A 24,369-nucleotide genomic window follows, 5' to 3' on the forward strand; every position below is an offset into this window, starting at 1 on the left:
GTCCATTATGGAGCTTCCACCTCGGCCGGCGTGATCAGGCCGTAGTGACCGTCGTACCGGTGGTAGAGCACCGCGCCACGACCACGCTTGGTATCGAAGAAGAACAAGAACGGCAGGCCGATGAGGTTCAGCCGGTCCACCGCCTCGGCGGGGGTCAGCCGGGGCGCGGGCTGGTCGCTGATCGTCACGGGGAGTTCGAACGGGGCGAGCTCGTGCGGCCCCGCCGGGGTCAGGCGTGCCAGCCGGTGCCCGGTCGGGCCGGACCGGTAGAGCACGCTGTCCTGACCGCTGCCCGCCTCGGTGAACAGGTGGAAGTCGTAGTCGAGCAGCCCCATCTCCTCGGCGGCCTCGTCCACGGTGAGCCGGTGCAGCGTGAACGACTTGTGCCGGATGATCTGGCGTTCGTCTTCCGGGCGGGGAAAGTAGGCGCGCCGGTGCGTCGGCTCGTTTCCGTGGCGCCACTCGTGCGGTCCCGGGACACTCCCGCCGCGGCGGGCCTCCCACAGCCGCTCCAGCCGGTTCAGCCGGAGGCGCAGGCGGTCCGCCAGCCGGTCGATCGCTTCCCTGGCATTGATCCCCTCTGCCTCGGCGCGCACCAAGCGGCCGTTGACGTTCACGTTCACCTGAGCGACGACCGGCCGCTCCACCTCGGGATCGCCATGCCGGGTCAGCTTGACGTGCGCCCACAGCACCGGCCGGCCGGCCAGCCGCGCCAGCTTGCCGATCTTGTCGCGGGCGTAGTCGCCGGCGCCGGGCAAGTGGCCGCGCGTGGTGACTTCGACGTCCATCACCGTGGGTGTTTCCGGTTCGTGCGTCATGGGTTCTTGCTACGCCGCCGCGGATGCGTCGAATAGGGACCGAAGACCTTGATGCGCCCGCCGCCTGGCCTGGGAAAATCCTGACTTAGGACGGTGGACCTCGAGGCGTCGCTCCTGAAGTGTGCGGGTGAGCACGGATGGTGGTGGGAGGTGTCTGGGTCGGACAGCGAGCGGACGGCGGGTGCCGCGCCGAAGCTGCGGGAGGTGCTGCGCACCGTCCGCCGTCCGAAGTGGCGCCTGATCGCCGACTGGGTGCTGGCCGCGGCCGGCGTCGGCATCGCGGTCTGGCGGCTGGCGCCCACGCTGGCCACGGTCGGGGAATCGGGCCGGCGGCTGGCCGAGCTGCGCTGGGGCTGGGTGGGTGTGGCGCTGGTGGCCGCGGTGCTTTCCCTGGTCGCCTATGGTGAGCTGCACCGGCACATGCTGGCGGCCGGCGGCACGCGGCTGGGGTTCGGCACCGTGCAGGCGGTGAACTTCATCGGCAACTCGATCGCCCAGACCGTGCCCTCGGCGGGGTCGACGGCCGGCGTCGCCTACACGGTCGCGGCGTTCCGGATCCGCGGCGTGGACACCGGCCTGTCCCTGTGGGCCTCGGTGCTGGCCGCGCTGGTCACCGCGGTGGTGCTGGTCGTGCTCGGCCCCCTCGCCCTGGCCTACGACGGCCTGATTCCGCTCGCCGCCGGATGGGCGCTGTTCGCGGTCCTGGCGCCGGCGGTGTGGGTGGCCTGGCTGGTCCTGCGGCGGCCGAAGTCGCTGCACTGGATCGCGCACGCGGTGACGGCGGTAGGTCGGCACCTGCCCGTGGTGCGCAACGCGAAGTGGGTGGCCGGCGGGTCCCGCCAGGCCGACGCGGTCTCCGAGCGGATCGCGCTGCTGCGCCCGACTTTCGCGCAGTGGAGCGGTTTCTTCGGCATCGCACTGGTCAGCTGGGGGCTGGACTACCTCACCGTGGCCGCGTGCGTCGCCGCCACCACCGGCGCCGTGCCGTGGACCGCGGTGGCCGCGGGATATCTTGCCGTGCAGGCGAGCATCATGCTGCAGGTGACGCCCGCAGGCGCCGGCCCGGCCGAAGCCGGGCTGCTGGCCGCGCTGGTCGCCGGCGGGCTGAGTGAACCGTCGGCCGCGGTCGCGGTGGTGTTGTTCCGGTCCATCACGTGGCCGATCCTGGCCTTCGCCGGCTGGCTGGTGTTCCTGGGCACGGCGTGGAAACGCGCCACGCGAGAGTGAGGTCCGGGACGCGCCCCCGGGCGACACGGTGTGCAGTCGGCGCAACGCTTTCCGCTCACCGTGCCGTTATACGGGGTGACTAGACTCGCGAACGACAACGATGGAATTCCCTGTCTGCCACTGGGGAGTGGACTTGGCCGCGATCCCGCTGACCCACGCGGAGTGCTTTCGGCTGGTCGGGACGCCCGAGCGTGGCCGGCACGCGATGGTCTCGATCGATGGCGCGCCGGCCGTCCGGCTCGCCTGCGTGGTGCTCGACAGCGCTCGCCTGCTCATCCCCACCGGGACCGACCGCACCCTGGTCCGCGCCGCGGCCGGCCGCCCGGTGTCGATCGAGTTCACCCAGCACGACCACGCGGGCCGGCCGAGCTGGCGGGTGGTCGGCCTCGGCCTGGCCAGGCCGATGGGCTACGCCGACCGTCCGAACCCGCTGCCGCGCACCACGGTCACCATGACGATGGCCGCACCGTTCGAGAACGGCATCGTCGTCGAACTCGCCCGCCTCACCGGGCACCGCACGCTGCCGCAGACGGCCGCGACGGGCCTGGGCCGGGCCCCTGAGTCCACAGTGGACGCTGTGGAGCTGGATCCGGTGGGTCCTCAGGCCGGGACGGCCTCGGCCGGCCGCACGCCGAGCGCGGCGGCCAGTGCCTCGTCGGACAGCGGCGGAAGCTCGTTGTAGAGGTTGCGGGCCGCCTGGGGCCACGGCTGGCGCCGCAGGCATACCACGTGATCCAGCTCGGCGGAGACCGTTTCGAGCGCCTCGATGGAGGCGACCGGCACCGCGAGCACGATCCCGGCCGCACCACGGGCGCGCAGCACCCGTGCGGCCGCGCGCACCGTGGTGCCCGTGGTGATCCCGTCGTCGACCAGGATCACCGCCCGGCCGGACACCGGCTTGCGCCAGAACAGGCGCGGAAACGCGGCGGTCCGGGTGGCCAGCTCGGCGCGCACCCGCGATGCCTGCGTGCGCAGCCCGGCGGGGTTGACCCGGCCCCGGCGCCCGGCGACCACCAGCACGCCACCCTCGGCCACCGCGGCCAGCGTCGTCCCCGGCCGGTCCGGCTCCTTGATCCGGCCGACGAGCGCGACATCGAGCGGCGCGCCGAGCGACGTGGCGACCTCGCGCGCCACCAGCACCCCGCCGCGCGCGACGCCGACCACGACCAGGTCGGTGCCGTGCAGGGTCGACAGCCGTCCCGCCAGCGCCTGACCGGCCTGCCTGCGGTCCCAGAACTGCATGGACTCCTCCGTCAGTGTCATTCAGACGTGCAGCGTTGTGCGGGGTCACCAGACGCGCTCGTCTCGCGTTCTTCTTGTGGTCCACGATGCGACCGGCGTCTGCGTGCCGTCAGGGCTGGAGGTAACGATGGCGAAGGCCGAAAGTCACCCGGTGATCAACACGGCCGCGCCGTGCACCCGGTCGTTCGCGAGATCGGCGAGCGCCGCATCGGCCCGGTCCAGTGAATACGGCGTGGTCACCACCTGCAGCCGGTGCTCGCCGGCGAAGGTGAGGAACTCGTGCGCGTCCTGCCGGGTGTTGGCGGTGACGCTGCGTAGCTGACGCTCCTGGAACAGATGCTCCTGATAGTTCAGGCTCGGGATGTCGGTGAGGTGGATGCCCGCCACTGCGAGGGTTCCGCCGCGGTCGAGCGCGGCGAGCGCGGGTGGCACGAGATCGCCGACGGGGGCGAACAGGATGGCCGCGTCCAGGGGCTCGGGCGGCGGGTCCGCGGCGCCCGCGGCGGATGCCGCGCCGAGGTCGAGCGCCAGCCGGCGCGCCCGCGGGTCACGCGTCAGCACGTGCACTTCTGCGCCCTGTGCCAAGGCGACCTGTGCGGCGAGGTGTGCGCTGGCGCCGAACCCGTAGATGCCGAGTCGCCCGCCGGGCGGGAGCGCGGAGCGTTGCAGCGCGCGGTAGCCGATGATGCCCGCACACAGCAGCGGCGCGAGTTCTGCGTCCGAGTACCCCTCCGGCAACCGGTGCGCATACGCGGCGGGCACCGTGGCGAAGTCGGCGTACCCACCGTCGGCATCCCAGCCGGTGTAGGTCGAGTAGGGACAGAGGTTTTCCGCGCCGCGACGGCAATACCGGCACACACCGCACGTGCTGCGGAGCCACGCGATGCCGACGCGGTCGCCTCCAGCGAAGCCGGCGACGCCGGCACCGAGCTCGATCACCTCGCCCACCACCTCGTGGCCCGGCACGACGCCGGGCCGGTGGACGGGCAGGTCACCCTCGACCACATGCAGGTCCGTGCGGCACACGCCGCAGGCGCGCACCCGAACCAGCAATTCCCCAGGCCCGGGCCGGGGAGCGGGTTCCTCGCGCAGCTCGAACTTCCGGGTCTCGGCGGGCCCGGGCCGGTCCACGTGCCAGGCGTGCATGGCGCTCGTCTCGGTCAGCTGAACAACACTGCAAATATGCCAAACGACCGGGCCGTCGAGCAGAGCTGGAAGGCCTCGCGCGTGAGGACCTTCGGGTCCTGCCCGCGATCGTGGCTGGGCCGACCACGGCATCGTGGGCGGACGGACCCAGAGCCTGCTGGCCGTCGGCAGCGGACTTCTCGCCATATTCGGCTACGCGGGCGCGCTCAGCCTGATCACCGGGGCCGTCGACCTTGGTGACGATATGACCGAGCGGTTGCCCTTCCAGAGCGCGGTGCTGGCGGAGGCCCTGGTGGCCCGTTCGTGTTCACACGGACGAGCAAACTGTGGCGCCCGCCCCGGGCGGGCTCTGGACTCCTCCGCGACCTCCACCCGACACTCGATGCCGGGACGCAAGACGTGGACGGGTGATGTGGTGCTGGTGAGGAACGCGAAGAGTGACGGGCGCTGGGGGATTAGCGCCGGGGACGCGACCGATGGCGGCTGACCGCCTCGGCCTGCCCTACCTCGGGTTCGGCGTCGGACTGCGGTCCTGTCATTACGCGCACGTCCTCGCGCGCCGCCCGCCGGTCGGCTTCTTCGAGATCATCTCCGAGGACTTCCTGCGCCGCGGCGGCTTCGCTCGCCACGTGCTGGCCGAGGTTTGCGAAACCTACCCGGTGGTGATGCACGGGGTGTCGCTGTCCATCGGCAGCACCGATCGGCTGGACCTGGACTACCTCCGGCAGCTGCGGGAGCTGGCGGACGCCGTGGGCGCGGTGTGGGTGTCCGACCACGTCTGCTGGACCGGCGTGCTCGGGCTGAACACGCACGACCTGCTGCCGCTGCCGCTGACCGAGGAGGCGCTGCGACACGTCGTCGGCCGCATCCGTGCCGTCCAGGACATCCTCCAACGCCCGCTGGTGCTGGAAAACCCGAGTACCTACCTCGGTTTCGCCAGTTCGGCCATGCCGGAGTGGGAGTTCCTCGCCCGGATGGCCGCCGACGCCGATTGCGGCCTGCTGCTCGACGTCAACAACGTCTACGTCTCGGCTCGCAACCACGGCTTCGACCCCCGTGAATATCTTCGCGCGATCCCCCCGGAGCGCGTGGTGGAACTCCATCTCGCCGGTCACGCCGACCGGGGCGCCTACGTCGCCGACACGCACGACCGGCCGGTGGCCGACGAGGTGTGGGAGCTGTACCGGTTCGCCACGTCCCGGTTGCCCGAGGTTTCGACGCTACTGGAGTGGGACGAGGAGATCCCGCCGTTCGACGATCTGCTGGCGGAGCTGGAGAAGGCCCGCCAGGTCCACAGCCATGCCGGGTGAGCTGGGCCGGCTCCAGGCGTGGTTGCAGGGCGCGATCCTCGACCCCACCCGCGCCTGGGGCACGGACGCCGTGATCACCGCGTCGCCGGCGCTGACCCCGGCCGCCCGCCTGGCGATCTACCAGCAGGGCTACCGGACCCGGCTGCTGGAGGGCATGCGTGCGCATTACCCGGTGCTGTGCGAACTCCTCGGCCGCGACTCCTTCGACGCGTTCGCACTGGAATTCCTGGCCGCCCGCCCGTCCCGCAGCCGCACCCTGGACGACCTCGGCGCGGGTTTCGCCGACCATCTCCAGTCCAGTCGACTCGACGCCGGCCGGGGCGAGGACTGGTGGGATTTCGCGGCCGACCTCGCCCGTTTCGAGCGGGCCTTCGCCGAAGCGACCGCCGCCCCGGGCGTGGAGGACATCGGTGGGGTGGACGCCGGGCTCCTGCCGCCGCCGTCGCATCCCGGCTGGCCGGATGCGACGGTCACCCCGTCGCCCTGCTTGCGGCTGCTCGCCCTGGACTTCCCCGTGCACACCTACGTCACGGCGGTGCGGCGCGGTGACCACCGCCGCCCGCCGCCCGCCCGGGCGAGGACCCGCCTCGCGGTGCACCGCCGTGACTACGTCGTCACCACGACCGAACTGGATGCCGCGCCCTGGTGGTTGCTGGCCGTGCTGGTCACCGGGAACGGCCCGCGGGCGGCCGCGCAGGCGGCCCGGATGACCGCCTGCGAGATGGCCGAATGGGTGCGGCACTGGGCGGAACGGGGCCTGTTCGTCGCGATCACCGTGCCGTCGCGGGACATCAGTCCGGCCGTCCTTCCACGGTGACGTCCGAATAGTTGCCCGAGATGATCGCGGACAGGTTCCGCAACGAGGTCGAATGCTGGTTCCAGTAAGACATGTGCGAACCGACCTCGCCGTCCCAGGACACGTTGCCGGAGCCCCAGCCGGTGTCGAACACGTTGGCACCGAACGAGCGGTCGGTGGTGCTGGGGCCGTGTGTCGTGTCCGTGCCCCACTGGATGACGTCGTTGGTGTTGCGGCCTGCCCATACGTGCCCCCGCCACGGCGGCGGCGTCGGCGGGTCCTGCGACACGTTGAGATCGGCCGCGGAGTTCACGTCCATGCCCGGGCTCCCGATCGCGACGACGTCGTCGACCCCGAGGCCGCCGTACTGTTTGGACGCTTCACCGAGCACAGTGGACCCGTAACTGTGCCCGATCAGCGTGAGATGCGGCTTGACCGCGGGATCGTGCGTGACGTGCAGGCCTTCGGTGAACTGGTTGAGGTCCGGGGCGGCGTGCTGCGCGGAGTCACTGAACGGTGCCCCGGCCTCGTCCGGTGCGTCGTAGTCCATCCACGCGATCACGGCCGTGTTCGCGCCGCGCGCGGGTTCGGTGTTGACCATGTTCTCCGACGCCTGGGCGTAGTCGTTGACGCAGCCCGCGTTCAGGTGCGTCTTGATCCCGGGCACCAGGGTGGCGACGTTCTTCGCCTTGTCCGGGTCGTTGATCGCCACGATCGCGTGGCCTTGGCGCTCGGTATCGACGCCGAGCAGCAGCGCCGGCGGATCGCCGGGCCGATCCAGCCGTGCCTGTAACGCGTCGAGCCCACCCAGCTTGGCCTGTAGCGCATCCACTTCAGCCTGCCACTGGTCGTGGCTGTCCCTGCTGTTCCAGTCCCACCAGTTGACCTGGGGCTCGTGTGCCTTGAGTTCGTCGAGGGACGCACGACTCTGCGCCCGCAGGTCCGCCAGCACGTAGCGGTTCGCCTGGTCTCGCACCGCGCACGGCACGCCGTCGAGCGCACCGATTTCGGCCGCGTGTTCCTTGATGTAGGCGTCGAGCTGCGCCGGTGTCATGGTCTTGACCACCTCGTTGTCCCACCAGTCCTTGACCGCGGCCGGGGCGCTGCCTTTCGGGATCACCCAAGGATCCGGCGCGGACGGCTCCGGCGTACGGTCCCGCTCGCGCTCCGGAACGTCCTTCGTGGGGTCGGGCGCGGCTTGCGGGGTGAGCCTCCCGAGGGCGGCCGCCGTCTGGTTGTCGACCATGGCGGCATGCTCGAGCGACTGGGAAATGAGGCCGGACACCTGGCCGGCCAGGCGCCCGATCGTGGCGGGCCCGGTGGGGTTGGTGAGCAGGTCCACCGAACGGGCCAGGTTCCACGACACCGACCCGTCCCTGCCGACGTCGAGGCCGGCCTGGCGTGCGATGCCGAGTGCCTGGTTCAGTGCGGACTGGGCGGTGGTGAGGCCGCCGCCGGCCGAGTGCAGGGTGCCGGCGATCGAGTTCAGACGTGACTCGCTCCGGCGGTACTGCGCGTGCAACTGGTCGAGGTGGCTGCGTGCGGATTCGCCGGCGTGGCCGGCCCAGCTGCCGTGGTCGAGTTGTTCGCGGATTCCCGTCCGCAGAGCCGTGCCGTGCTTGGCGAGCGAGTCCGCGAGCCCCCGCCAGGCACTCGCCGCGGCGCCGAAGGAGTCCGGCCGGAGGCTGAGGAGCTGTTCGAGTGAGACCACGCTACGACCTTTCTGTGTGCGTGCCACCACGGTGCTGCCCGCACCCCCAGAACCGGTACAAGACCGGTACAAATCCCGGATCCACACCGCACCGATCCACCGCACGCAGGCGAACTCAGCCGCGCCTGACCCGAGCGGCCTCAGCGGGCCTGGACATCGGGCCTGAGCCCGCGGAAGCCGGCCTTCGCCAGATCCCGCACCGCCCGTGCCACCTCGTCACGGGTGACCTTGGGCACCACCAGCAGGTTCGAGAACGTGGCGTATCCGCTCACCGTGAACTCCGCGGCGATGTCCTGGGTGAGCCGCATCGGATCGTGAACGGTGAGTTCGAACGTGGCCTCCTCGGTCGAGATCCGCACGCCCGGCAGGTAGCCCTTCGCCTCGGTTTCGAACTCGTAACCGGCCAGGTACTCCGGGAATTCCAAGCGGTAATGAGAGACGGGGTCGGTCATGGCAGCCCCTCCGCGAGTTTGCGCGCGACCGCGATCGTGTCGACGGGGCGCAGCATAGAGGATCGAGTCACGTCCGCCTCCATCCTGCACAGGGAACCACGGGCCGCCATCATCCGAGTATGCGCACCGCGCAGACGATTCCGGGACGGTGATGAGGGTGACTCGCGTGGCACGACAGGCAGCAGGGCGCGTGGCGGGCTGGCCCGCGGCCGCGCTGCTCGCGGTCGCGTTCGCCATCGCCATGATCGGCACCACCCTGCCCACCCCGCTGTACCCGATTTACCAGCAGGCATTCGGGTTCGGGGAGCTGCTGACCACGATCGTCTTCGCCACCTACGCGATCGGCGTGGTGGCGGCGTTGCTGCTGATGGGCAGCTGGTCGGATCACCTCGGCCGGCGGCCGATGCTGCGAGCCGGCCTCGTGCTGGCCGCCGCCTCCGCGATCGTGTTCGTCTTGGCGGACTCCACGGCCTGGTTGTTCCCCGGACGCGTCCTGTCCGGGCTGTCCGCGGGGATATTCACCGGCACGGCCACGGCCGCGCTGGTCGATGTCGCGCCGCGGGGGCGCAAGGCACGGGCGGGCCTGATCGCCGCCGGGGTGAACATGGGCGGGCTCGGGCTGGGGCCGGTGCTGGCCGGCGTGCTCGCGCAGTACGCTCCCGGCCCGTTGCGGCTGCCGTACCTGGTCCACTTGGGACTCGTGGTGGTGGCCGCGATCGCCGTCGAGTGCGTCGCCGAGCCCGTCGGGCGCGCCCACCGGCCGCGTCTGCGCCCGCAACGGCTGGCGGTGCCGGCCGAGGTACGCCCGGTGTTCGTCCGTGCCGCCATCGCCGGTTTCGCGGGTTTCGCCGTGCTCGGCCTGTTCACCGCGGTTTCGCCGGCTTTTCTCGACAGCGTGCTCCACAACACCAACCGGGCGGTTGTCGGCGCCCTGGTGCTCGCCGTGTTCGCCGCCTCGACCGCCGGCCAGGTGGCCAGCGCCCGGATCGGCGACCGCCCGGCGCTGCTAGCCGGTTGCGCCGGGCTGATCGCCGGCATGCTGCTGGTCGGGTCGAGCCTGCCCACGGCGTCGCTGCCGTTGCTCGTCACCGGCGCGATCGTCGCCGGACTCGGCCAAGGCATGGGCTTTCGCGCCGGGCTCACCTCGGTCACCGTCGCCGGCCCGGCCGACCGGCGCGGCGAGATCATCTCCACCTACTTCGTCGTGCTCTACATCGGAATCGCGATTCCGGTGATCGGCGAGGGCGCCGCCGCGAGCGCCTTCGGGCTCGTTCCGGCTGGGATGGCGTTCGCCGCCGGGGTCGCCGTGCTCGCCGCGATCGCGCTCGCCCTGCTCACCCGCCGTGGGTGAAAACCACGTCGCGGGCTTCCGCGGGGCTTACCGTCGGGACGCGACGGCCGTGGGAATCCGGGAGGCGAGCGTATGAAGAAGATCATCCCGTCCCTGGTGCTCATCGGGGCGTGCCTGTGCGGGTGCGCCGAGAGCGCCGCCCCGGCCCAGCCCGGTCCCGCTCGGCCACCAGTGGTCATGGACGAGGGGACGCCGTGGACCGTCGACGACGTGACCTACACGGTCACCTGGGTCACCCTGCCGCACGGTTATGGCGGTGACCCGGCTCCGCACGTCGAAATCAATGTCCATGTCGACAACCATGGCAAGAACTACGCACACTTTCCCGATCCCTCGGCGGTTTACGACGGTGGAGCGACCGCTGTCGCCGGCTGGACCCAGCCGCCATCGGGCGCGGAGATCGCGCCCGGGCACACCGCGGATTTCCGGTCCTCCTTCCCGCTGCGGATGCCGGGCGGAACCCTGCGGGTCCGCGTGCTGGCATTCACCGGCGACGTGGAGGAGCTGGGTTACTGGATCGGCACGGTCCACAGTGGCTGATGAATTGCCAACGGCCGACGTGAACCGCACCGGCCGGTTGCTGACGGCTGTCAACGATGCACTGTCCGTTGAGGACGGTCGGGGATCGGGGGATGGCGCTTCGCTGACCGGGTCCGGCGTGGGTTGACGGTGCGCCGCGCGGGCTGGACCGTGGTGTCACAGCCCCATTGCGACGATCCGCGAGAGGATACCGCCATGATCGCCGTCGCGGACGTGACGCGGACCGAGGTGGTGACGGCGTGGTCGTGGTTCGGCTGCGCGGTCGGCGTCGTGATCCTGCTATGCACGGCGGCCAGCGTGGTGGGCACTCTGGTGGTGCCGCACAACATCGAGTCGCGGATCTCCCGGAGCTGTGAGCGAACGGTCGACGTGGTGTTCCGGCTGGCGACCCGGCGCGTGCGCGGTTTCGTCCACCGGGACCGGATCCTGGTCTGGCAGGGCCCGTCGGCGCTGTTGCTGCGCCTGGCCGTCTGGCTCGGACTGCTGGTCGTCGGCTACGCCCTGGCGTTACTGCCGACGGTTTCCGGTTCCCTGGGGCGCGCGCTGAGCGATGCCGGCTCGTCGCTGTTCACGCTCGGCTACGCCGCTCCGACCAACAGCACCAGTTCGGCGCTGGATTACCTGGCCGCCTTCACAGGACTGGTCGTGATCGGTCTGCAGGTGGGGTACCTGCCGACGTTCTACGCGGCCTTCAACCGCCGCGAAACGCTGGTGACGATGCTGACCACGCGGGCGGGCGTGCCGGCCTGGGGACCGGAGATCCTCGCCCGGCTGAAGTGGGGGATCTACGACGGCGAGCCCGGGCCGGTGCTGCGGGAACTGTTCCAGGCGTGGGAAGGCTGGTCCGCCGACGTCGCCGAGTCCCACACGACCTACCAGGCGCTGGCCTGGCTGCGCTCGCCCCGGCCGCTGTCCCACTGGCTGACCTCGATGCTCGCGGTGCTGGACGCGGCGGCCCTGCACCTGGCGCTGACGCCGTCGAGCGAGCCGAAGCACGAGGCGCGGCTTTGCCTGCGGGTGGGGTTCGTCGCGCTCAACCAGATCGCGCGCGCGATGCGCCTGCCGGCCGAAGACGACCCGGATCCCGACGCCCCGATCTCGGTCAGCTACGAGGAGTTCGCCGATGCGGTCGGCATGCTTCGCACCCTGAACTATCCGATCGAACGGCCCACGGAGCTGGCGTGGCCGGACTTCCGTGGCTGGCGCGCGAACTACGACACCGCCGCGCTGGCGCTCGCGCGTGCCCTCGACGCTCCGCCGGCGCTGTGGAGCGGCGATCGTCGTTGGCCCGCCAGGCCGATGCCGCCGCTCCGCCCGCCCACCCGGCTTCCGCGCCCGCGCGAACGAACTTGATCTTCTTCGGGTTCTACAGTTGCACGCCGCGGGTCAGCGCCCCGTCGGCGACGAGGTTGGTCCCGGTGATGAAGGACGCCCGCGGACTGGCGAGCATGGTGACCGCGTAGGCCATCTCCTCGGGCGTGCCCATCCGACCGGTCGGGTTGAGCGCCAGGGACTCGGAGAACAGTTCGGGATTGGTGTCCTCGATCCGGTGCCAGACGCCGCCCTGGAAGTACGTGTTGCCCGGCGAGACGGTGTTCGCGCGGATGCCCTTGCCCGCGAGCCGGTACGCCAGGCCCTGCGTGTAGTGGACCAGCGCGGCCTTCATCGCCCCGTAGGGCGGTGCGGTGAAGTCCAGTTCGCGGGCGGAGACGCTGGACACCGTGATGATCGACCCGCACTCGCTGCGCTCCAGATGTGGCAAAGCCGTGTCCACGATTCGCACGGCGTGCATCAAATCGACCTCGAAGCTGGATCGCCAGTGTTCCTCGGTCGTCCCGAAGGCGAGTGCGCTGACGTTGCACACCACGATGTCGAGCCCGCCCAGTTCTCGCGCGGTGTCCTCGACCCACGCGGTCAGTGCTGGTCCATCCGCCACGTCCACCGCGTGCCCGGTGACCGTGACGCCCGACGCCGAAAGCTCGGCGACCGTTGCCCGGACGTCGGCTTCGCTGCGAGCGCAGAACGCGACGGCGGCGCCTTCCGCGGCCAGCGCCTCGACGACGGCCCGGCCGATTCCCTTGGTGCCGCCGGTGACGAGGGCACGCCGCCCGCCGAGTTGAAGGTCCACGAGCGCCTCCGGAGGGGAGTTGGGTTTGCGGCTATGCGGTGGCGGCCTGCTCACGGAGGTAGCGATGCATCCCGCCGTAGGCATCCGCCGGGGGCAGCAGCCGCTTCGCGACCTTGGTGACGGCACTGTAGTTCGCGTCCACCACGTTGGCCAGCGGTGCTTCGCTGATCTGAGTAAGCAGCTGATACGCGTCGAGCCGGTCGAGGCCGTACAGCTCGTGCAGCCAGTCGATCATGCCGCGCTGGCTGGCGCGCCACGCGTCCTCCAGCGGCCGCGACGAGCCGACCACGACATAATGCTCGTCCTGCTCGATGCGCGGCCAGGCCGGCGCATGGCCCTTGATGAGCTCGACGATGAGGGTCACGTTCATCGCGCCCTCGACCGCGGTGCCGCACGCCTCACCTTCGCCCTGCCGGTAATGCCCGTCGCCCACGGAGAACAGCGCCCCCTCGACGTTCACCCCGAGGTAGCAGGTGGCGCCGGCCCGCATCTCGGGCGTGTCCATGTTGCCGCCGAAGGTGTCCGGCACCAGCGAAGTGCGTACCTCCCGCGCGGGCGGCGCGACACCGACCGTGCCGAGCATGGGTTCGACGGGCAGGTCGAGCCGTAGCTCGCCGCGTAGTGCCTCGAACACGACCGTCTGCCGGGCCCGGTCGAGCTGATAGATCCAGGTCAGCTCCGGTAACGCGTCGTGCAGGGTGGCGGTGCGGTCGGTGGTGGTGAGGCCGCCGAAGAACGGGATGGTCGCCGACGCGGCCCAGTCCCGCGCCGGTACCAGTTCGACGAAGTGCAGCGCGAGCGTATCGCCGGGTTCGGCGCCCTCGACGTGGAACGGCCCGGTCTGCGGGTTGACCTCGCTCATGTCGAGCCGCTCGCTCGGCCGGTCCGCCGGGCTGGTCAGCCGCCCGCCGAACGCGTCTTCGGTCCACAGCCGCATCACGGTGCCGGGCTTGACGCGCATGATCGGCTCGACGCCGCCGAACGTCCACGCGTATTGCTCACGCCGTGGCGTGAACTCGACCGTCTCCATGCTTCGCCTCCGCGTCAAGGGGGTCTGGGGGCGGAGCCCCCACAAGGAAGGGGGTTTGGGGGCTCGCCCCCAGCGGACACAGGTCTGGAGGGATCATCCACGCGCATCCCGGCCTTTGACAAGGTTTTGACGGCCCGTGATGCGGCCGTAACGCCGGACTGGTGTGGAGACGGATCCCGCTTACCGTTGCCCTCCATGGGTTTGAGCATCCGCAACCAGCTTTCCGGCACGGTGACGGCGGTCAGCCTGGGCGAGGTGATGGCGACGGTCTCCGCGCGCCTGTCCAGTGGGCAGGAGATCACCGCCGCGATCACCCGCGAGGCGGTCGAGGACCTGGGGATCCGGGACGGTTCGGCGGTCACGCTGCTGGTGAAGGCGACGGAGGTTTCGCTGGCGACCGGGCCGGTCTCGGGGCTGAGCATCCGCAACCAGTTCCCGGGCCAGGTCGCCGAGGTCACCATGGGCCGGGCCATGGCGAGGGTGAAGGTCCTGATCGAGGGGGGCGAGCTGACCGCGGCGATCACCAGGGACGCGGCGACCGAGCTGCGGCTGGCGGCCGGTACCCCGGTGGTCGCGCTGGTCAAGTCGACCGAGGTCGCGCTGACGACCGGCTGAGGCGGGTTCTGGGGATCACACGCTAAAAGACTCGGTGTTCCCCACCGTCGCTGTCCACTGCGGAGCGTTCAGTGGGTGCCGGCCGGTGCGGGGACGAGGTGCCCGGTGAACCAGTCCTCGGCCAGCCGGGCCACCCGCTCCAGCGCGCCGGGCTCCTCGAACAGGTGCGTGGCGCCGGGCACCACGGCGAGGTCGGTTTCGCCCGGCATCGCCGCCCGCGCCCGCTCGTTGAGCTGCAGCACGATCTCGTCGCGCTCGCCGACGATCAGCAGGGTCGGGCTGCGCACGGCGCCCAGCCGTGGCCGTGCGAGGTCCGGGCGGCCGCCGCGGGAGACGACGGCCGCGATGTCGACCCTCGGGTCGGCGGCCGCCCACAGGGCCGCCCCGGCCCCGGTGCTGGCCCCGAAGTAACCGACCGGCAGGCCCGTGGTGCCCGGCTGGGTGGCCAGCCAGTGGGTCACGTCGATCAGCCGGTGCGCGAGCAGTTCGATGTCGAAGACGTAGGAGCGGTCGAACTCCTCGCGCTGGGTGAGCAGGTCGAACAGCAGGGTGGCCAGCCCGGCCTCGTTGAGGGTGGCGGCGACGTAGCGGTTGCGGGGGCTGTGCCGGCTGCTGCCGCTACCGTGGACGAATACCACCACGCCGGCCGAGTCCTCGGGCACGCGGAGGTGACCGGCCAGCGGGACCGGGCCCGCGAACACCTCGACTTCCTCGTCCCGCAGCGGCGGGTCGTCCACTGCCGGCGCTTCGCGAACGTCGTCCGCGGCACGACCCAACAGGTCGGCGACCTCGCCGTCGGTGGTCTGCCGGAAGTCTCCGTACCATTGCCCGACGGCGCCGAAGAAGGCCGGCACTTCGAGGCATACCACCTCGTCGGCGTCCTTGACCGTGTCGTTGTTCGTGTCCTGGCCGGCCTCCTGCGCGGCGTCATGATCGGTGTCCTGACCGGCCCGGTCCCGGAGGGCTTCGATCGCGTCGAAGGCCCCCACGGGAACGGCCAGCACCACCCGCGCCGCCCCCCGGGCGCGCGCCACCCGGCAGGCCGCGCGCGCGGTGGAACCCGTCGCCACCCCGTCGTCGACGATCACCACGGTGCGGCCCGCCACCGCGATGCCGGCCCGCCCACCGCGGAACCGCGCGAGCCGGCGTTCCAGCTCGGCGCGCCCGGCCTTCTCCACGGCCGCGACCTCTTCGACGGTGACGTGGGCCGCGCGCACGATTTCGTCGTCGAGCACCCGGACCCCGCCTTCGCCGATGGCGCCGAGCGCGAGTTCAGGCTGGTAAGGCACGCCCAGCTTGCGCACCACGATCACGTCCAACGGTGCATGCAGGGCCCGCGCGACCTCGAACGCGACCGGCACCCCGCCCCGCGGCAGCCCGAGCACCACGACGTCTTCGCCGCGCAGCTCTTCCAGTCGCTGGGCCAGCCGTCGTCCCGCATCGGCGCGATCCGTGAACAGCATGGGCACCTCCTGCGCGGCCGACACCCCGGACGACACGGTTGAACGTCACTGCCGAGCCTGCGAGCGGGATGCCGGCACGGGGAGGGTCGACCGTCGCGGACCCTGGGGCCTTTGGTCCCGGCCGGGACCGGAGCTTCACGCCACGAAACTGCGGATCTCGACCCCGGCGGCCAGCAGCGCCGACCGCACCGCCCTGGCCAGCTCGGCCGCGCCAGGCGTGTCGCCGTGCAGGCACAGCGAGTCCGGGCGGATCGGCACGATCGAGCCGTCGGCGGCGGTCACTTCGCCCGCCACCACCATGCGCAGGCTGCGCCGGGCCACCTCGTAGGGGTCGGTGATCACGGCGCCGGGTTCGGAGCGGGGCAGCAGGTGCCCGTCCGGCCGGTAGGCACGGTCGGCGAAGGCTTCCGCGACCGTGTTCAGCCCGGCTTCCCGCGCGAGCTGCAGGAATTGCGTGTCGGGCAGGCCGAGCACGGGGAGCGCCGGGTTGTACTGCCGGATCGCTTCGACGACCGCGGTCGCCTGGCCGGTGTGCGTGGTGATCGCGTTGTACAGCGCGCCGTGTGGCTTGACGTAGGCGACGCGTCCGCCCGCCGCGCCTGCGATCGCGTCCAGCGCGCCTATCTGGTAGAGCACCTCGTCGACGAGTTCGGCCGGGTCCACCTCGAGGTAGCGGCGCCCGAACCCGGCGAGGTCGCGGTAACCGACATGGGCGCCGATCGCGATGCCCCGCCGCACCGCGGTCCGGCACACCGCACGCATGGTGCGCGGGTCCCCGGCGTGGAACCCGCAAGCGACGTTGGCGGCCGTAACTATGCCGAGCATTGTGTCGTCGTCAGTGATTCGCCAGGCGCCGAATCCTTCGCCGACGTCAGCGTTGAGGTCGATCGTGGCGTTCCCGAGAGCGGATGAGACGGAGGACATGCCTGGTGAAAGTACGGATCGTTGAACAATTCGTCAATACTCCAAAAAGCGTCGGTCGATCGTGGAAGGCCCGCGCCTGAGCCGGCGCGGGCCTTCCGACTCACGCCGGCTCAGGCGCGGAACACGACCGGAAGCTCCAGCAACCCGCGGAACGGCGACGCCGCCGGAAGCCGGCGCAGCTCGGCTGCCGGCACCGCGAGCCGCAGGTCCGGCAGGCGGCGCAGCAGCGCGCCGATGCCGATCCGCGCCTCCATCCGGGCCAGGGACACCCCGAGGCAGTAATGCACGCCGTGACCGAACCCGATGTGCGGGCCGCGTTCGCGGCGGAAGTCCAGCCGGTCCGGCTCGGCGAACTGTTCCGGGTCGTGGTTGGCCGCGTTGATCACGACGCCGACGATCGACCCACGCGGGATGCACACGCCCTGGTACTCGAGGTCCTCCATGGCGATCCGGGGGCTGGCCACCGGCAACGGGCCGTCGAACCGGAGCAGCTCCTCGATTGCCGATGGCAGCAGCTCCGGGTCGGCGTGCAACAGCTCCAGCTGGTCCGGGTTGGTCAGCAGGGCCACCGTCGCGTTGCCGAGGAAGTCCGCGGTGGTCTGATGCCCGGCGAACAGCAGCAGGAACGTGGTGGGAACCAACTCGCTTTCCGACAGGTTCCCGCCGTGCTCAGATGACTCGATGAGCGCGCTGATCATGTCGTCCGCCGGGTGTTCGCGCTTGACCCGCACCAGATCGGTCAGATAGTGCGTCAACTGCAGTTGCGCCTCCTGCACCGCTGCCCGTTCTTCCTCCGGCGGGCGCCCGGAGGACCCGGACGTCCGGATCACCTGGGTCCAGCCGAGCACCCGGTCGTGGTCGGTCTCCGGGATCCCGAGCAGTTCGCAGATCACCATCATCGGCAGCGGGATCGCGAAGTCGTGCATCAGCTCGGCCTGGCCGTGCGGGACGATCTTGTCGAGCAGGTTGTCCACGATCTCCGCCACGCGTGGCCGCAGTGCCTCGATCCGGCGCGGCGCGAACGCCTGCGACACGATCTTGCGCAGCCGCGTGTGCTCGGGCGGGTCCGAGTTGAGCATGTTCCGGTTCAGGCCCTCGGAGTTCGGCCCGAAGATCCGGATGTAGTGCTTGTCCGGTCCGTAGAGATCCTTGGACAGCCGGGAGTCGGTCAGCGCCGCCTTGGCGTCTTCGAACCTGGTGATCAGGTAGGAATCGAACCGCCGCGAGCTGACCGGGCAGACGGGCGCTTCCTCCCGCAGCCGCGCGTAGGCGGGGTAGGGGTCGGCGGCGAATTCGTCGGTGTAGAGCTCGGATCCGGGTACTTTCTGCTCGGTCATGCCGTCTCCTCCACGAGTAGGGCGCTGGGGTCAGCTGGGTTGCCGCGACTTGGCACCAGGAATGTCATGCCGGCGGTTCGCTTCGCACGCTGTGCAGGACGTGGTAGGTGTTGCGCTGCGCGGATTCGCGCAGCTCCCGAATCACGCGCAACAACCGGTCACGATGTTCACTGCGGCCGAAGGCGTCCAGCCGTGCCCGGTCGGCCCAATCGCTGATGATCAGGTAGCTGCGCGGGTCGTCGGCGTCGCGGACCAGGTCCTGACGCAGGCACCCCTGAAGGGTCGCGATCTCTTCGGCCGCGGCGAGCCACTCCTTCTCGAACCGCTGCTCGCAGCCCTCCCGGGTGCGCATCGCGAGCACCGTGCGGACCCTCGTCGTCTCCGTCATCGCGCACCTCCGAACACCAGGCGCAGGTTGGCGCGGAGGGCGTCCGCGTCGAGTGGCAGGCTGCGGAACCCGACGTGCCCATCCGGGCGGATCAGGTAGAGCGCGGTGCCGCGGACACCGTAGGTGGCGCGGAACTCACCACCGTGGTCGGTCACCGCGGGCGGATCGAGCAGCGACAGCACCCGGGCGTCCGGGCTGACCAGCAGGTACACGTCGATCTCGCCGCACGCCTGCTCCCGGACAGCGGCGGACAGCTTCTCCGTGGCCGCCATGGTGGCCTCGTCGGCCGAAGCGTCCGCGTAGATCAGCAAGGTGTGCCGGGTGCCGCGCGTCAGGTCGAACAGCCGCAGCGGATGCCCGACGCCCCGGCGGCGCAGGCCGCCGACATCGGGCGCGCGGTCGCCGGGCTTCGGGCCGCCGGCCAGCGCCTTGGGGGCGGACACGGACTCGCCGACCAGCGGGCTGTCCGAGTAGCTCAGCAGCATCGACATTTCCTGCAGGAACTGGCGTTTCAGGTCCTCGCGGTCGAGTTCGTCGGTGAAGGCCATCCGCACCGCGCGGCCCACGATCTCCTCACCCTTCGGGCGCCGTTCGGTCTCGTAGCTGGCCAGCAGCCCGGGCGCGGCCACGCCGCGCACCGCGAGCGCCAGCTTCCAGGCCAGGTTCCAGGCATCCTGGATGCCGGTGTTCATGCCCTGGCCGCCGGCAGGCGGGTGCAGGTGCGCCGCGTCGCCGGCCACGAACACCCGCCCGTCGCCGTAGCGGTCCACGATCCCGTGGCTGATCCGGAACACCGAGGACCAGCGCAGGTTCGACGCGCGCGTGCCCGCCGGCGCCAGCTGTCCCAGCGCGGCCTGGACGTCGGCGAGGGTCGGCTCCGCGAGCTCCTCGCTGAACCCGGGCGGGGCGTCCTTACCGCCGGTCTGCGCGAAGAACCGTGGCGGCGCCAGGGTCGCGATGCGATACCGCGATTCACCGCGCAGCGGGACGGCCACCAGCATGTTGTCCATCTGACCGTCGGTCTCGTGCATGAACCGCAGCAGGTGGCCTTCCGGCATGCCCCAGTCGACGTCGACGTCGCCGAGCATGAACAGCTGCGGGAACTGGCCCAGACCGCCGGAGAACTTCAACCCGAGCAGCTCGCGTACCTTGCTGTGCGCGCCGTCGCAGCCGACGAGGTACTTGGCGCGCACGGTTTCCGTGCCGCCCCCGGTCGTCGCGAGGGTCGCCAGCACACCGTCGTCGTCCTGGGTGAACGCGGCCAGCTCGGTGCCCCGCTGCGGGCGCACGCCCAGGGTGGCGAGCCGGTCGGTGAGGATGCGTTCGGTCTCGTACTGGGGGAGACCGAGGTGCGCGTAGGGCAGCTCGGGCAGCTCCCAGCTCATCCGGTGGATCTCCTGGCCGTTGACGAACACCATCTGGCCGGTCAGCCAGATCCCGGCGTCCATCGCTTCCCGCACGACCCCCTGGTCCTCCCAGAGCTCCATCGTGCGGCAGTGCACGCCGATCGCCTTGTCCGCCTGGGACGGCGGGGTCGCCAGTTTGTCGATCACTCGGCAGTCGATGCCGCGCCGAGCCAGCTCGACGGCGGTGGTCAGCCCGGTCGGGCCCGCTCCCACGATGAGTACGTCCGTTGTGCTTTGCACGTCGACCTCCCTGCCCGTACTGGGGTTTGGCTGGTTCTCCGGAGGGGCCTCGAGACGGAAGAGGCGGCGCCGGAACTCGAGGAGGAACGCAGCGATCGGCCCGGCCTCCTCCTTGGCGTGTGCCGGATTGCCGATCCAGCGGAAGAAGTCCGCTTCGCTGCGCCACTCGGCGAAGATGTGGAAGATGTCCGAACCGGGTTGCCGCAACAGGTCCTCGCGCACGTACCCGGGCACTCGCGCCATGCGGGGCGCGACCTGTACATAGCCCTGTTCGAACTCGGCCAGCCGGTCGGCCGGCACGGTGACCTCGACGTCCACACAGATCCTCGGCCCCGTGCCTTCGGGGCCCTCGCGCATCACCCGGTAACCGTCCACACCGGACGGTTCGCGCAACGGTCGTACGGCGTCGGCGAAGCGCGCGGCGACCGGGCCGTTTTCGTAGTCGGCCAGCGCCTTTTCGTCGGCCCACTCGGTGACGACGACGAACGCGCGCGGGTCGTTGGCGTCGAGGAGCAGATCGTGCATGAGGTTGCCGGCCAGCTCGCCGACCTCGCCGGCGACGGCCCGCCACGCGGCCTCCACGGCCGCCTCGCACCCGGGCCGGGCACGTATCCGAACCATCGTCCTGATCACTGGTCACCTCCCTTTCGCGACTCTGCGCGCGACCGCAATCGTGTTGTCGACAGGCCGCTTACCCGCCGCAACACCACGGAGCTGTTGAACCCGCCGTAGCCGCGTGCGTTGACCAGGACGGAATCGACGCGCACCCGCCGGGGCTCGCGGACGAAATCAAGGCCATAGCCCGGAACCGGATCGGCGAGGTTGCCGACGGCCGGCACCACACCGTCCCGGATCGCCAGCACCCCGACGACCAGGTTCAGCGCGGACCCGCCCGCGCAGAGCCGGCCGATGAAGCCCTGTGGCGCGGTCACCGGAACGGCGTCCGCACCGGAGCCGAACGTCTCCCGGATCGCGCGCACCTCGAGCTCGTCGAGGTCACGGCTGCCCGCGCCGTCGGCGATCACCAGGTCGATGTCGCCGGGCGACAGCCCGGCGTCGGCGATCGCATGCCGCATACACCGGGTCAGCTGGGTGGCATCCGCCGGTGGCCGGTGATGATGGTGTGCGTCGTGGGTGGCCGCGTAACCCGCGACTTCGGCATATACCTGTTCGACGCCCCGGCGTTCGGCTTCGACGGGGTCCTCCAGCACGAGGACGGCGCCGCCCTCGCCGGGCGCGTAACCGTTGGCCTCGACGTCGAAGGGCTTGTAGCCGTGGCGCGGATCGGGACTGGTCGTCATCCGCCCGCTGGAGGTCTGACAGGCCAGGGAATACGGGCACAGCGGCGCCTCGGTGCCACCGGCCAGCACCGCGGGGGTGCCGCGCCGGATCACCCGGCGCGCGTAGCCCACGCTGTCCAGACCACCCGCACCGTCGGTGACCAGCACGCTGGACGGGCCCTTGGTGCCCTGGGCGATCGACACCTGCCCGGTGTTCGCCGCGTAGAACCAGGCGATCGACTGGTAGGCGCTGACCGCGCGCCTGCCCCGGGACCACAGCGCCTGGATCTCCCGCTGGCCGAACTCGACCCCACCGGAGCCGCTGCCGAAGGCCACGCCGGTGTGGTACCGGTCCCGGTCGGCGACCTCGTATCGGGCGTCGGCGAGGGCGAACTCCGTGGCGGCCAGTGCCATCCAGGTCCACCGGTCGGTCTGGATGGCGAGCCGGTCGTCGAGGTAGTCCTCGGAACGGAAATTCGGCACCTGGCCGGCGATGGTGGTGTCGTAACCGCTCGCGTCGAACGCTTCGATCGGCCGGACGTGCAGTTCACCGTCCAGTGTGGAGCGCCAGTACGGCTCGGTGCCGACGCCACTGGGCGCGACCACGCCGACCCCGGTCACCACCGGCGCCGTCATGGCAACTCCTCTTCCATGGCCTGCCAGCCGCGACTTGCGTCTGTCATGACAACCTCTCTTCCGCGAGTTCGCGCGGGCCTTCGGGGCGCGCTCGGTGCTCGGCTTGCCGGCCGCGACTTGACTCGCGTGTCATAGCAACCTTCCTGGCCGGGCGAGCAGGGCCGCGGACTGGAAGCCACCGAAGCCGCTGCCCACCGACAGCACCACGTCCAGGTCCTCGGCCCGGGCCGTCTTGGGCACGTAGTCCAGGTCGCACAACGGATCGGGTTCCTCGTAGTTGGCGGTGGGGGGCACCACCCCGTACTCGATCGCGAGCGCGCAGGCGGCGAGCTCGATCGAGCCGATCGCGCCGAGCGAGTGCCCGACCATGGACTTGATCGAGCTCACCGGCACCCGGTAGGCGTGCTCGCCGAGGCTGCGCTTGAAGGCCGCGGTCTCGTGCACGTCGTTCTGCTTGGTGCCCGACCCGTGCGCGTTGACGTAGCTGACGTCCTCGGCGCACAGCCTCGCCTGCTGCAGCGTGTCGTCGATCGCTGCGGCCATCTCCAGCCCGTCGGGCCGCAGCCCGGTCATGTGGAAGGCGTTGCAGCGGTTGGCATATCCGGCGATCTGGCAGTACACATGCGCGCCGCGGCGCCGGGCTCGCTCGGCCTCCTCGATGACGACCACCGCGGCGCCCTCACCCATGACGAACCCGTCCCGCGTCGCGTCGAACGGGCGCGAGGCGTGCTCCGGGTCGTTGTTGCGCGCCGTGGTGGCCCGGATCGCGTCGAAGCAGGCCATGGTGATCGGCGAGATCGGGGCGTCGCTCGCGCCCGCGATCACCACGTCGGCGTCGCCGTCCTCGACCAGTTGGTGCGCGTAGCCGATGGCGTCGATGCCCGACGTGCACCCGGTGGAGATCACCGCGGCCGGGCCGTGGGCGCCGAACCGGACGGCGACCTCGGCCGCCATGCTGCTCGGTACCAGCGCCTCGTACAGGAACCTGCTGGCATAGCGGGGATCCACCAGCCAGTCACGGCCGTTGTCCGACAGCACCTTGTATTCGTCTTCCAGTCGCGTGGTGGCGCCGACCGCGCTGCCCATGGCGACCGCCAGCCGATCGCGGTTCATCGACTCCTTCTCGAACTCGAGCCCGCTGTCGGCGACCGCCTCGCTCGCGGCCACCAGCGCGAACTGGGTGAACCGGTCGCTCCGGCTGATCTCCTGCCGGGTGAGCCCGGCGGCGAGCGGGTCAAAGTCGCACTCGGCCGCCACCTGGGACCGGAACGAGTCGGGGTCGAAGAACGAGATCCGGCGCGTCGCGGTCCGGCCGCTGGTGAGCAGCTGCCAGAACTCCTTGCGCCCAATACCTCCCGGGGCCACCACACCGACCCCGGTGATCACCGAAGTACGCCCAGTCATCCCTTTACCTCACCTGATGGTTGCTCGGTGTCGACGTGACCGAGCTCGGGTCGTGGCGCGAGCGGGCTCAGGCTGAACACCGCGAAGGCGGTGTCCCCGGTCTCGTTCATCAACCGGTGCCGGACCCCGATCGGGATGTGCACGCCCTCGTCGGCGTGCAAGGTTCGCGGTTCGCCGTTGAGCCGCAACGTGATGGTGCCGCGCACGCAGAACAGGAATTCCTCGGAGTAAGGATGCCAGTGCTCAGTCACCACCTCGCCGGGTTCCAGGCTCAGCGTGCCCATGAAGCCCGTGGTCGCCCCGGCCGTGGCGGGGGAGAGCACGGTCCGGATGTCACCGCCGCGTCGCCGGTTGGGCGGGACGTCGTCGCGCGCCACGATCCGGTGGCCGGCCGCCTTGGCCTTACCCGTCGCCCCGTTGGGCGTGGTGGCGGTCATGACACACGCTCCGCGGCCAACTCGACCTTGCGCGCGATGATGTCCATCTGGACCTTCGAGTTCCGGTCGATCCGCTCGGTCATCGCGGCGTCGTCCACGGGCGCGTCGGGCCGCATCGCGAAGTCCTGCACCCACCGCATCCGGGTCCCTTCGCCCTCCTCGCGGTAGGTCCACTCGATGTCCATGTATTCGAAAGGTCCCTTCTCGACACGGTGCGCCAGCACCCTGCGCTCGACGGGGTACATGGTCCGCTCGGATACCCAGCTCCAGACGACACCGTTCTCGTCGGGATGCATGGAAAGACGGAACTTCACCGTGTTCTCCTTCGTGGAGAGGATTTCCGCCGCCGAGTACTCGGTGAACAGCGCCGGCCAGGAGGCCACGTCGTTGGTCATGGTCCAGACCAAGTCGATGGGTGCGTCGATGTACACGGAATTGTCGGTGTGCCCGCTCATGCTGTGCTCCTTCAAGGGGGTTTGGGGGCTGGG

General features: G+C 70.8%; 25 protein-coding genes. 9 read left to right on the forward strand and 16 right to left on the reverse strand.

The genetic code is table 11. The annotated features are described in order from the left end of the window. Window positions 1-5: 5 nt before the first annotated feature. Entirely contained in the window at window positions 6-818 is an 813-nt protein-coding gene (locus A3CU_RS0107845; RefSeq protein WP_027941831.1) for a sigma 54 modulation/S30EA ribosomal C-terminal domain-containing protein, read from the reverse strand. Window positions 819-968: 150 nt separating this feature from the next. Here A3CU_RS0107845 and A3CU_RS0107850 point away from each other — a divergent pair, with 150 nt between their 5' ends. Then, window positions 969-2,045 carry a lysylphosphatidylglycerol synthase transmembrane domain-containing protein gene (locus tag A3CU_RS0107850; protein ID WP_169739602.1) on the forward strand — a complete coding sequence of 359 codons (1,077 nt, stop codon included), beginning with the start codon at window positions 969-971 and terminating at the stop codon, window positions 2,043-2,045. 100 nt (window positions 2,046-2,145) lie between these two features. Further along, complete coding sequence (locus A3CU_RS43825) at window positions 2,146-2,727, forward strand: hypothetical protein (protein ID WP_211246365.1); 582 nt, start codon at window positions 2,146-2,148, stop codon at window positions 2,725-2,727. Here A3CU_RS43825 and A3CU_RS43830 read toward each other — a convergent pair. Both A3CU_RS43830 and A3CU_RS0107865 read right to left on the reverse strand, forming a co-directional pair. Beyond that, window positions 2,646-3,308 carry a phosphoribosyltransferase family protein gene (locus tag A3CU_RS43830; protein WP_084143133.1) on the reverse strand — a complete coding sequence of 221 codons (663 nt, stop codon included), beginning with the start codon at window positions 3,306-3,308 and terminating at the stop codon, window positions 2,646-2,648. The two genes, A3CU_RS43825 and A3CU_RS43830, sit on opposite strands and share 82 nt — an antisense overlap. A 123-nt stretch (window positions 3,309-3,431) precedes the next feature. Further along, window positions 3,432-4,433, reverse strand: coding sequence for a zinc-binding alcohol dehydrogenase family protein (locus A3CU_RS0107865; RefSeq protein WP_027941833.1), 1,002 nt, complete (start codon window positions 4,431-4,433; stop codon window positions 3,432-3,434). 133 nt (window positions 4,434-4,566) lie between these two features. On the opposite strand from A3CU_RS0107865, the gene A3CU_RS0107870 reads away from it, so the two are divergent. From A3CU_RS0107870 to A3CU_RS49680, 3 genes are read left to right on the forward strand one after another with little or no spacing between them, the layout of a single operon-like run. Continuing rightward, the gene (locus A3CU_RS0107870; RefSeq protein WP_027941834.1) at window positions 4,567-4,920 is read left to right on the forward strand and encodes a hypothetical protein; all 354 of its coding nucleotides are present in this window, start codon (window positions 4,567-4,569) and stop codon (window positions 4,918-4,920) included. Beyond that, window positions 4,910-5,743 carry an MNIO family bufferin maturase gene (gene bufB, locus A3CU_RS43835; RefSeq protein WP_043840753.1) on the forward strand — a complete coding sequence of 278 codons (834 nt, stop codon included), beginning with the start codon at window positions 4,910-4,912 and terminating at the stop codon, window positions 5,741-5,743. Before A3CU_RS0107870 ends, bufB begins: the two co-directional genes overlap by 11 nt. Continuing rightward, window positions 5,733-6,560, forward strand: a complete 828-nt coding sequence (locus tag A3CU_RS49680) for an HvfC/BufC N-terminal domain-containing protein (RefSeq protein ID WP_027941835.1) — start codon at window positions 5,733-5,735, stop codon at window positions 6,558-6,560. The genes bufB and A3CU_RS49680 overlap by 11 nt, the downstream gene beginning before the upstream one ends. On the opposite strand, the gene A3CU_RS0107885 is transcribed toward A3CU_RS49680, so the two are convergent. Together A3CU_RS0107885 and A3CU_RS0107890 are read right to left on the reverse strand one after the other, a co-directional pair. Beyond that, on the reverse strand, window positions 6,535-8,250 hold the full coding sequence (locus A3CU_RS0107885) for an alpha/beta hydrolase (RefSeq protein WP_027941836.1): 1,716 nt from the start codon (window positions 8,248-8,250) through the stop codon (window positions 6,535-6,537). The two genes, A3CU_RS49680 and A3CU_RS0107885, sit on opposite strands and share 26 nt — an antisense overlap. A 140-nt stretch (window positions 8,251-8,390) precedes the next feature. Next, the gene (locus A3CU_RS0107890; protein WP_027941837.1) at window positions 8,391-8,702 is read right to left on the reverse strand and encodes a hypothetical protein; all 312 of its coding nucleotides are present in this window, start codon (window positions 8,700-8,702) and stop codon (window positions 8,391-8,393) included. 166 nt (window positions 8,703-8,868) lie between these two features. Here A3CU_RS0107890 and A3CU_RS0107900 point away from each other — a divergent pair, with 166 nt between their 5' ends. From A3CU_RS0107900 to A3CU_RS43845, 3 genes are all read left to right on the forward strand, one after another. Next, entirely contained in the window at window positions 8,869-10,053 is a 1,185-nt protein-coding gene (locus A3CU_RS0107900) for an MFS transporter (RefSeq protein ID WP_027941838.1), read from the forward strand. Window positions 10,054-10,125: 72 nt separating this feature from the next. Next, window positions 10,126-10,593: a hypothetical protein gene (locus A3CU_RS0107905; RefSeq protein WP_027941839.1), complete on the forward strand. Its 468-nt coding sequence runs from the start codon at window positions 10,126-10,128 to the stop codon at window positions 10,591-10,593. Window positions 10,594-10,788: 195 nt separating this feature from the next. Beyond that, window positions 10,789-11,946 carry a hypothetical protein gene (locus A3CU_RS43845; protein ID WP_052371534.1) on the forward strand — a complete coding sequence of 386 codons (1,158 nt, stop codon included), beginning with the start codon at window positions 10,789-10,791 and terminating at the stop codon, window positions 11,944-11,946. A gap of 13 nt (window positions 11,947-11,959) precedes the next feature. Here the strand turns inward: A3CU_RS43845 and A3CU_RS0107915 are convergent, their stop codons facing one another. Next, complete coding sequence (locus A3CU_RS0107915; protein WP_027941840.1) at window positions 11,960-12,721, reverse strand: SDR family NAD(P)-dependent oxidoreductase; 762 nt, start codon at window positions 12,719-12,721, stop codon at window positions 11,960-11,962. Window positions 12,722-12,752: 31 nt separating this feature from the next. Further along, window positions 12,753-13,751: an acetamidase/formamidase family protein gene (locus A3CU_RS0107920; protein ID WP_027941841.1), complete on the reverse strand. Its 999-nt coding sequence runs from the start codon at window positions 13,749-13,751 to the stop codon at window positions 12,753-12,755. Between the two features lie 195 nt (window positions 13,752-13,946). Here A3CU_RS0107920 and A3CU_RS0107925 point away from each other — a divergent pair, with 195 nt between their 5' ends. Then, window positions 13,947-14,366, forward strand: a complete 420-nt coding sequence (locus A3CU_RS0107925; protein ID WP_027941842.1) for a TOBE domain-containing protein — start codon at window positions 13,947-13,949, stop codon at window positions 14,364-14,366. 68 nt (window positions 14,367-14,434) lie between these two features. On the opposite strand, the gene A3CU_RS0107930 is transcribed toward A3CU_RS0107925, so the two are convergent. From A3CU_RS0107930 to A3CU_RS0107970, 9 genes are all read right to left on the reverse strand, one after another. Then, entirely contained in the window at window positions 14,435-15,829 is a 1,395-nt protein-coding gene (locus tag A3CU_RS0107930) for a phosphoribosyltransferase family protein (protein ID WP_027941843.1), read from the reverse strand. 135 nt (window positions 15,830-15,964) lie between these two features. After that, window positions 15,965-16,753: a LamB/YcsF family protein gene (locus A3CU_RS0107935; RefSeq protein WP_043840754.1), complete on the reverse strand. Its 789-nt coding sequence runs from the start codon at window positions 16,751-16,753 to the stop codon at window positions 15,965-15,967. Window positions 16,754-16,863: 110 nt separating this feature from the next. Then, window positions 16,864-18,090, reverse strand: a complete 1,227-nt coding sequence (locus tag A3CU_RS0107940) for a cytochrome P450 family protein (RefSeq protein ID WP_027941845.1) — start codon at window positions 18,088-18,090, stop codon at window positions 16,864-16,866. A 64-nt stretch (window positions 18,091-18,154) separates the two neighbouring features. Continuing rightward, the gene (locus tag A3CU_RS0107945; protein WP_027941846.1) at window positions 18,155-18,478 is read right to left on the reverse strand and encodes a putative quinol monooxygenase; all 324 of its coding nucleotides are present in this window, start codon (window positions 18,476-18,478) and stop codon (window positions 18,155-18,157) included. After that, the gene (locus tag A3CU_RS43850) at window positions 18,475-20,757 is read right to left on the reverse strand and encodes an FAD-dependent oxidoreductase (RefSeq protein ID WP_043840755.1); all 2,283 of its coding nucleotides are present in this window, start codon (window positions 20,755-20,757) and stop codon (window positions 18,475-18,477) included. Before A3CU_RS43850 ends, A3CU_RS0107945 begins: the two co-directional genes overlap by 4 nt. Beyond that, a complete protein-coding gene (locus A3CU_RS43855) occupies window positions 20,754-22,040 on the reverse strand; it encodes a beta-ketoacyl synthase N-terminal-like domain-containing protein (RefSeq protein WP_052371535.1) in 1,287 nt (428 codons plus the stop codon). The genes A3CU_RS43850 and A3CU_RS43855 overlap by 4 nt, the downstream gene beginning before the upstream one ends. Window positions 22,041-22,169: 129 nt before the next feature. Further along, on the reverse strand, window positions 22,170-23,444 hold the full coding sequence (locus A3CU_RS0107960) for a beta-ketoacyl-[acyl-carrier-protein] synthase family protein (RefSeq protein ID WP_027941848.1): 1,275 nt from the start codon (window positions 23,442-23,444) through the stop codon (window positions 22,170-22,172). After that, window positions 23,441-23,881 carry a cupin domain-containing protein gene (locus tag A3CU_RS43860; protein WP_052371536.1) on the reverse strand — a complete coding sequence of 147 codons (441 nt, stop codon included), beginning with the start codon at window positions 23,879-23,881 and terminating at the stop codon, window positions 23,441-23,443. The genes A3CU_RS0107960 and A3CU_RS43860 overlap by 4 nt, the downstream gene beginning before the upstream one ends. Next, complete coding sequence (locus A3CU_RS0107970; protein WP_027941849.1) at window positions 23,878-24,336, reverse strand: SRPBCC family protein; 459 nt, start codon at window positions 24,334-24,336, stop codon at window positions 23,878-23,880. Before A3CU_RS0107970 ends, A3CU_RS43860 begins: the two co-directional genes overlap by 4 nt. Window positions 24,337-24,369 lie beyond the last annotated feature (33 nt).

This window comes from Amycolatopsis taiwanensis DSM 45107 (assembly GCF_000519205.1).
In the GTDB taxonomy this organism is placed as follows: domain Bacteria; phylum Actinomycetota; class Actinomycetes; order Mycobacteriales; family Pseudonocardiaceae; genus Amycolatopsis_E; species Amycolatopsis_E taiwanensis.

Coding starts and splice junctions, on each gene's coding strand:
- A3CU_RS0107845 (WP_027941831.1), bottom strand. CDS start 818: ATGACGCACGAACCGGAAACACCCACGGTGATGGACGTCGAAGTCACC.
- A3CU_RS43825 (WP_211246365.1), top strand. CDS start 2,146: ATGGAATTCCCTGTCTGCCACTGGGGAGTGGACTTGGCCGCGATCCCG.
- A3CU_RS43830 (WP_084143133.1), bottom strand. CDS start 3,308: ATGACACTGACGGAGGAGTCCATGCAGTTCTGGGACCGCAGGCAGGCC.
- A3CU_RS0107865 (WP_027941833.1), bottom strand. CDS start 4,433: ATGCACGCCTGGCACGTGGACCGGCCCGGGCCCGCCGAGACCCGGAAG.
- bufB (WP_043840753.1), top strand. CDS start 4,910: ATGGCGGCTGACCGCCTCGGCCTGCCCTACCTCGGGTTCGGCGTCGGA.
- A3CU_RS49680 (WP_027941835.1), top strand. CDS start 5,733: ATGCCGGGTGAGCTGGGCCGGCTCCAGGCGTGGTTGCAGGGCGCGATC.
- A3CU_RS0107890 (WP_027941837.1), bottom strand. CDS start 8,702: ATGACCGACCCCGTCTCTCATTACCGCTTGGAATTCCCGGAGTACCTG.
- A3CU_RS0107905 (WP_027941839.1), top strand. CDS start 10,126: ATGAAGAAGATCATCCCGTCCCTGGTGCTCATCGGGGCGTGCCTGTGC.
- A3CU_RS43845 (WP_052371534.1), top strand. CDS start 10,789: ATGATCGCCGTCGCGGACGTGACGCGGACCGAGGTGGTGACGGCGTGG.
- A3CU_RS0107920 (WP_027941841.1), bottom strand. CDS start 13,751: ATGGAGACGGTCGAGTTCACGCCACGGCGTGAGCAATACGCGTGGACG.
- A3CU_RS0107925 (WP_027941842.1), top strand. CDS start 13,947: ATGGGTTTGAGCATCCGCAACCAGCTTTCCGGCACGGTGACGGCGGTC.
- A3CU_RS0107930 (WP_027941843.1), bottom strand. CDS start 15,829: ATGCTGTTCACGGATCGCGCCGATGCGGGACGACGGCTGGCCCAGCGA.
- A3CU_RS0107935 (WP_043840754.1), bottom strand. CDS start 16,753: ATGTCCTCCGTCTCATCCGCTCTCGGGAACGCCACGATCGACCTCAAC.
- A3CU_RS0107940 (WP_027941845.1), bottom strand. CDS start 18,090: ATGACCGAGCAGAAAGTACCCGGATCCGAGCTCTACACCGACGAATTC.
- A3CU_RS0107945 (WP_027941846.1), bottom strand. CDS start 18,478: ATGACGGAGACGACGAGGGTCCGCACGGTGCTCGCGATGCGCACCCGG.
- A3CU_RS43855 (WP_052371535.1), bottom strand. CDS start 22,040: ATGACGGCGCCGGTGGTGACCGGGGTCGGCGTGGTCGCGCCCAGTGGC.
- A3CU_RS0107960 (WP_027941848.1), bottom strand. CDS start 23,444: ATGACTGGGCGTACTTCGGTGATCACCGGGGTCGGTGTGGTGGCCCCG.
- A3CU_RS43860 (WP_052371536.1), bottom strand. CDS start 23,881: ATGACCGCCACCACGCCCAACGGGGCGACGGGTAAGGCCAAGGCGGCC.
- A3CU_RS0107970 (WP_027941849.1), bottom strand. CDS start 24,336: ATGAGCGGGCACACCGACAATTCCGTGTACATCGACGCACCCATCGAC.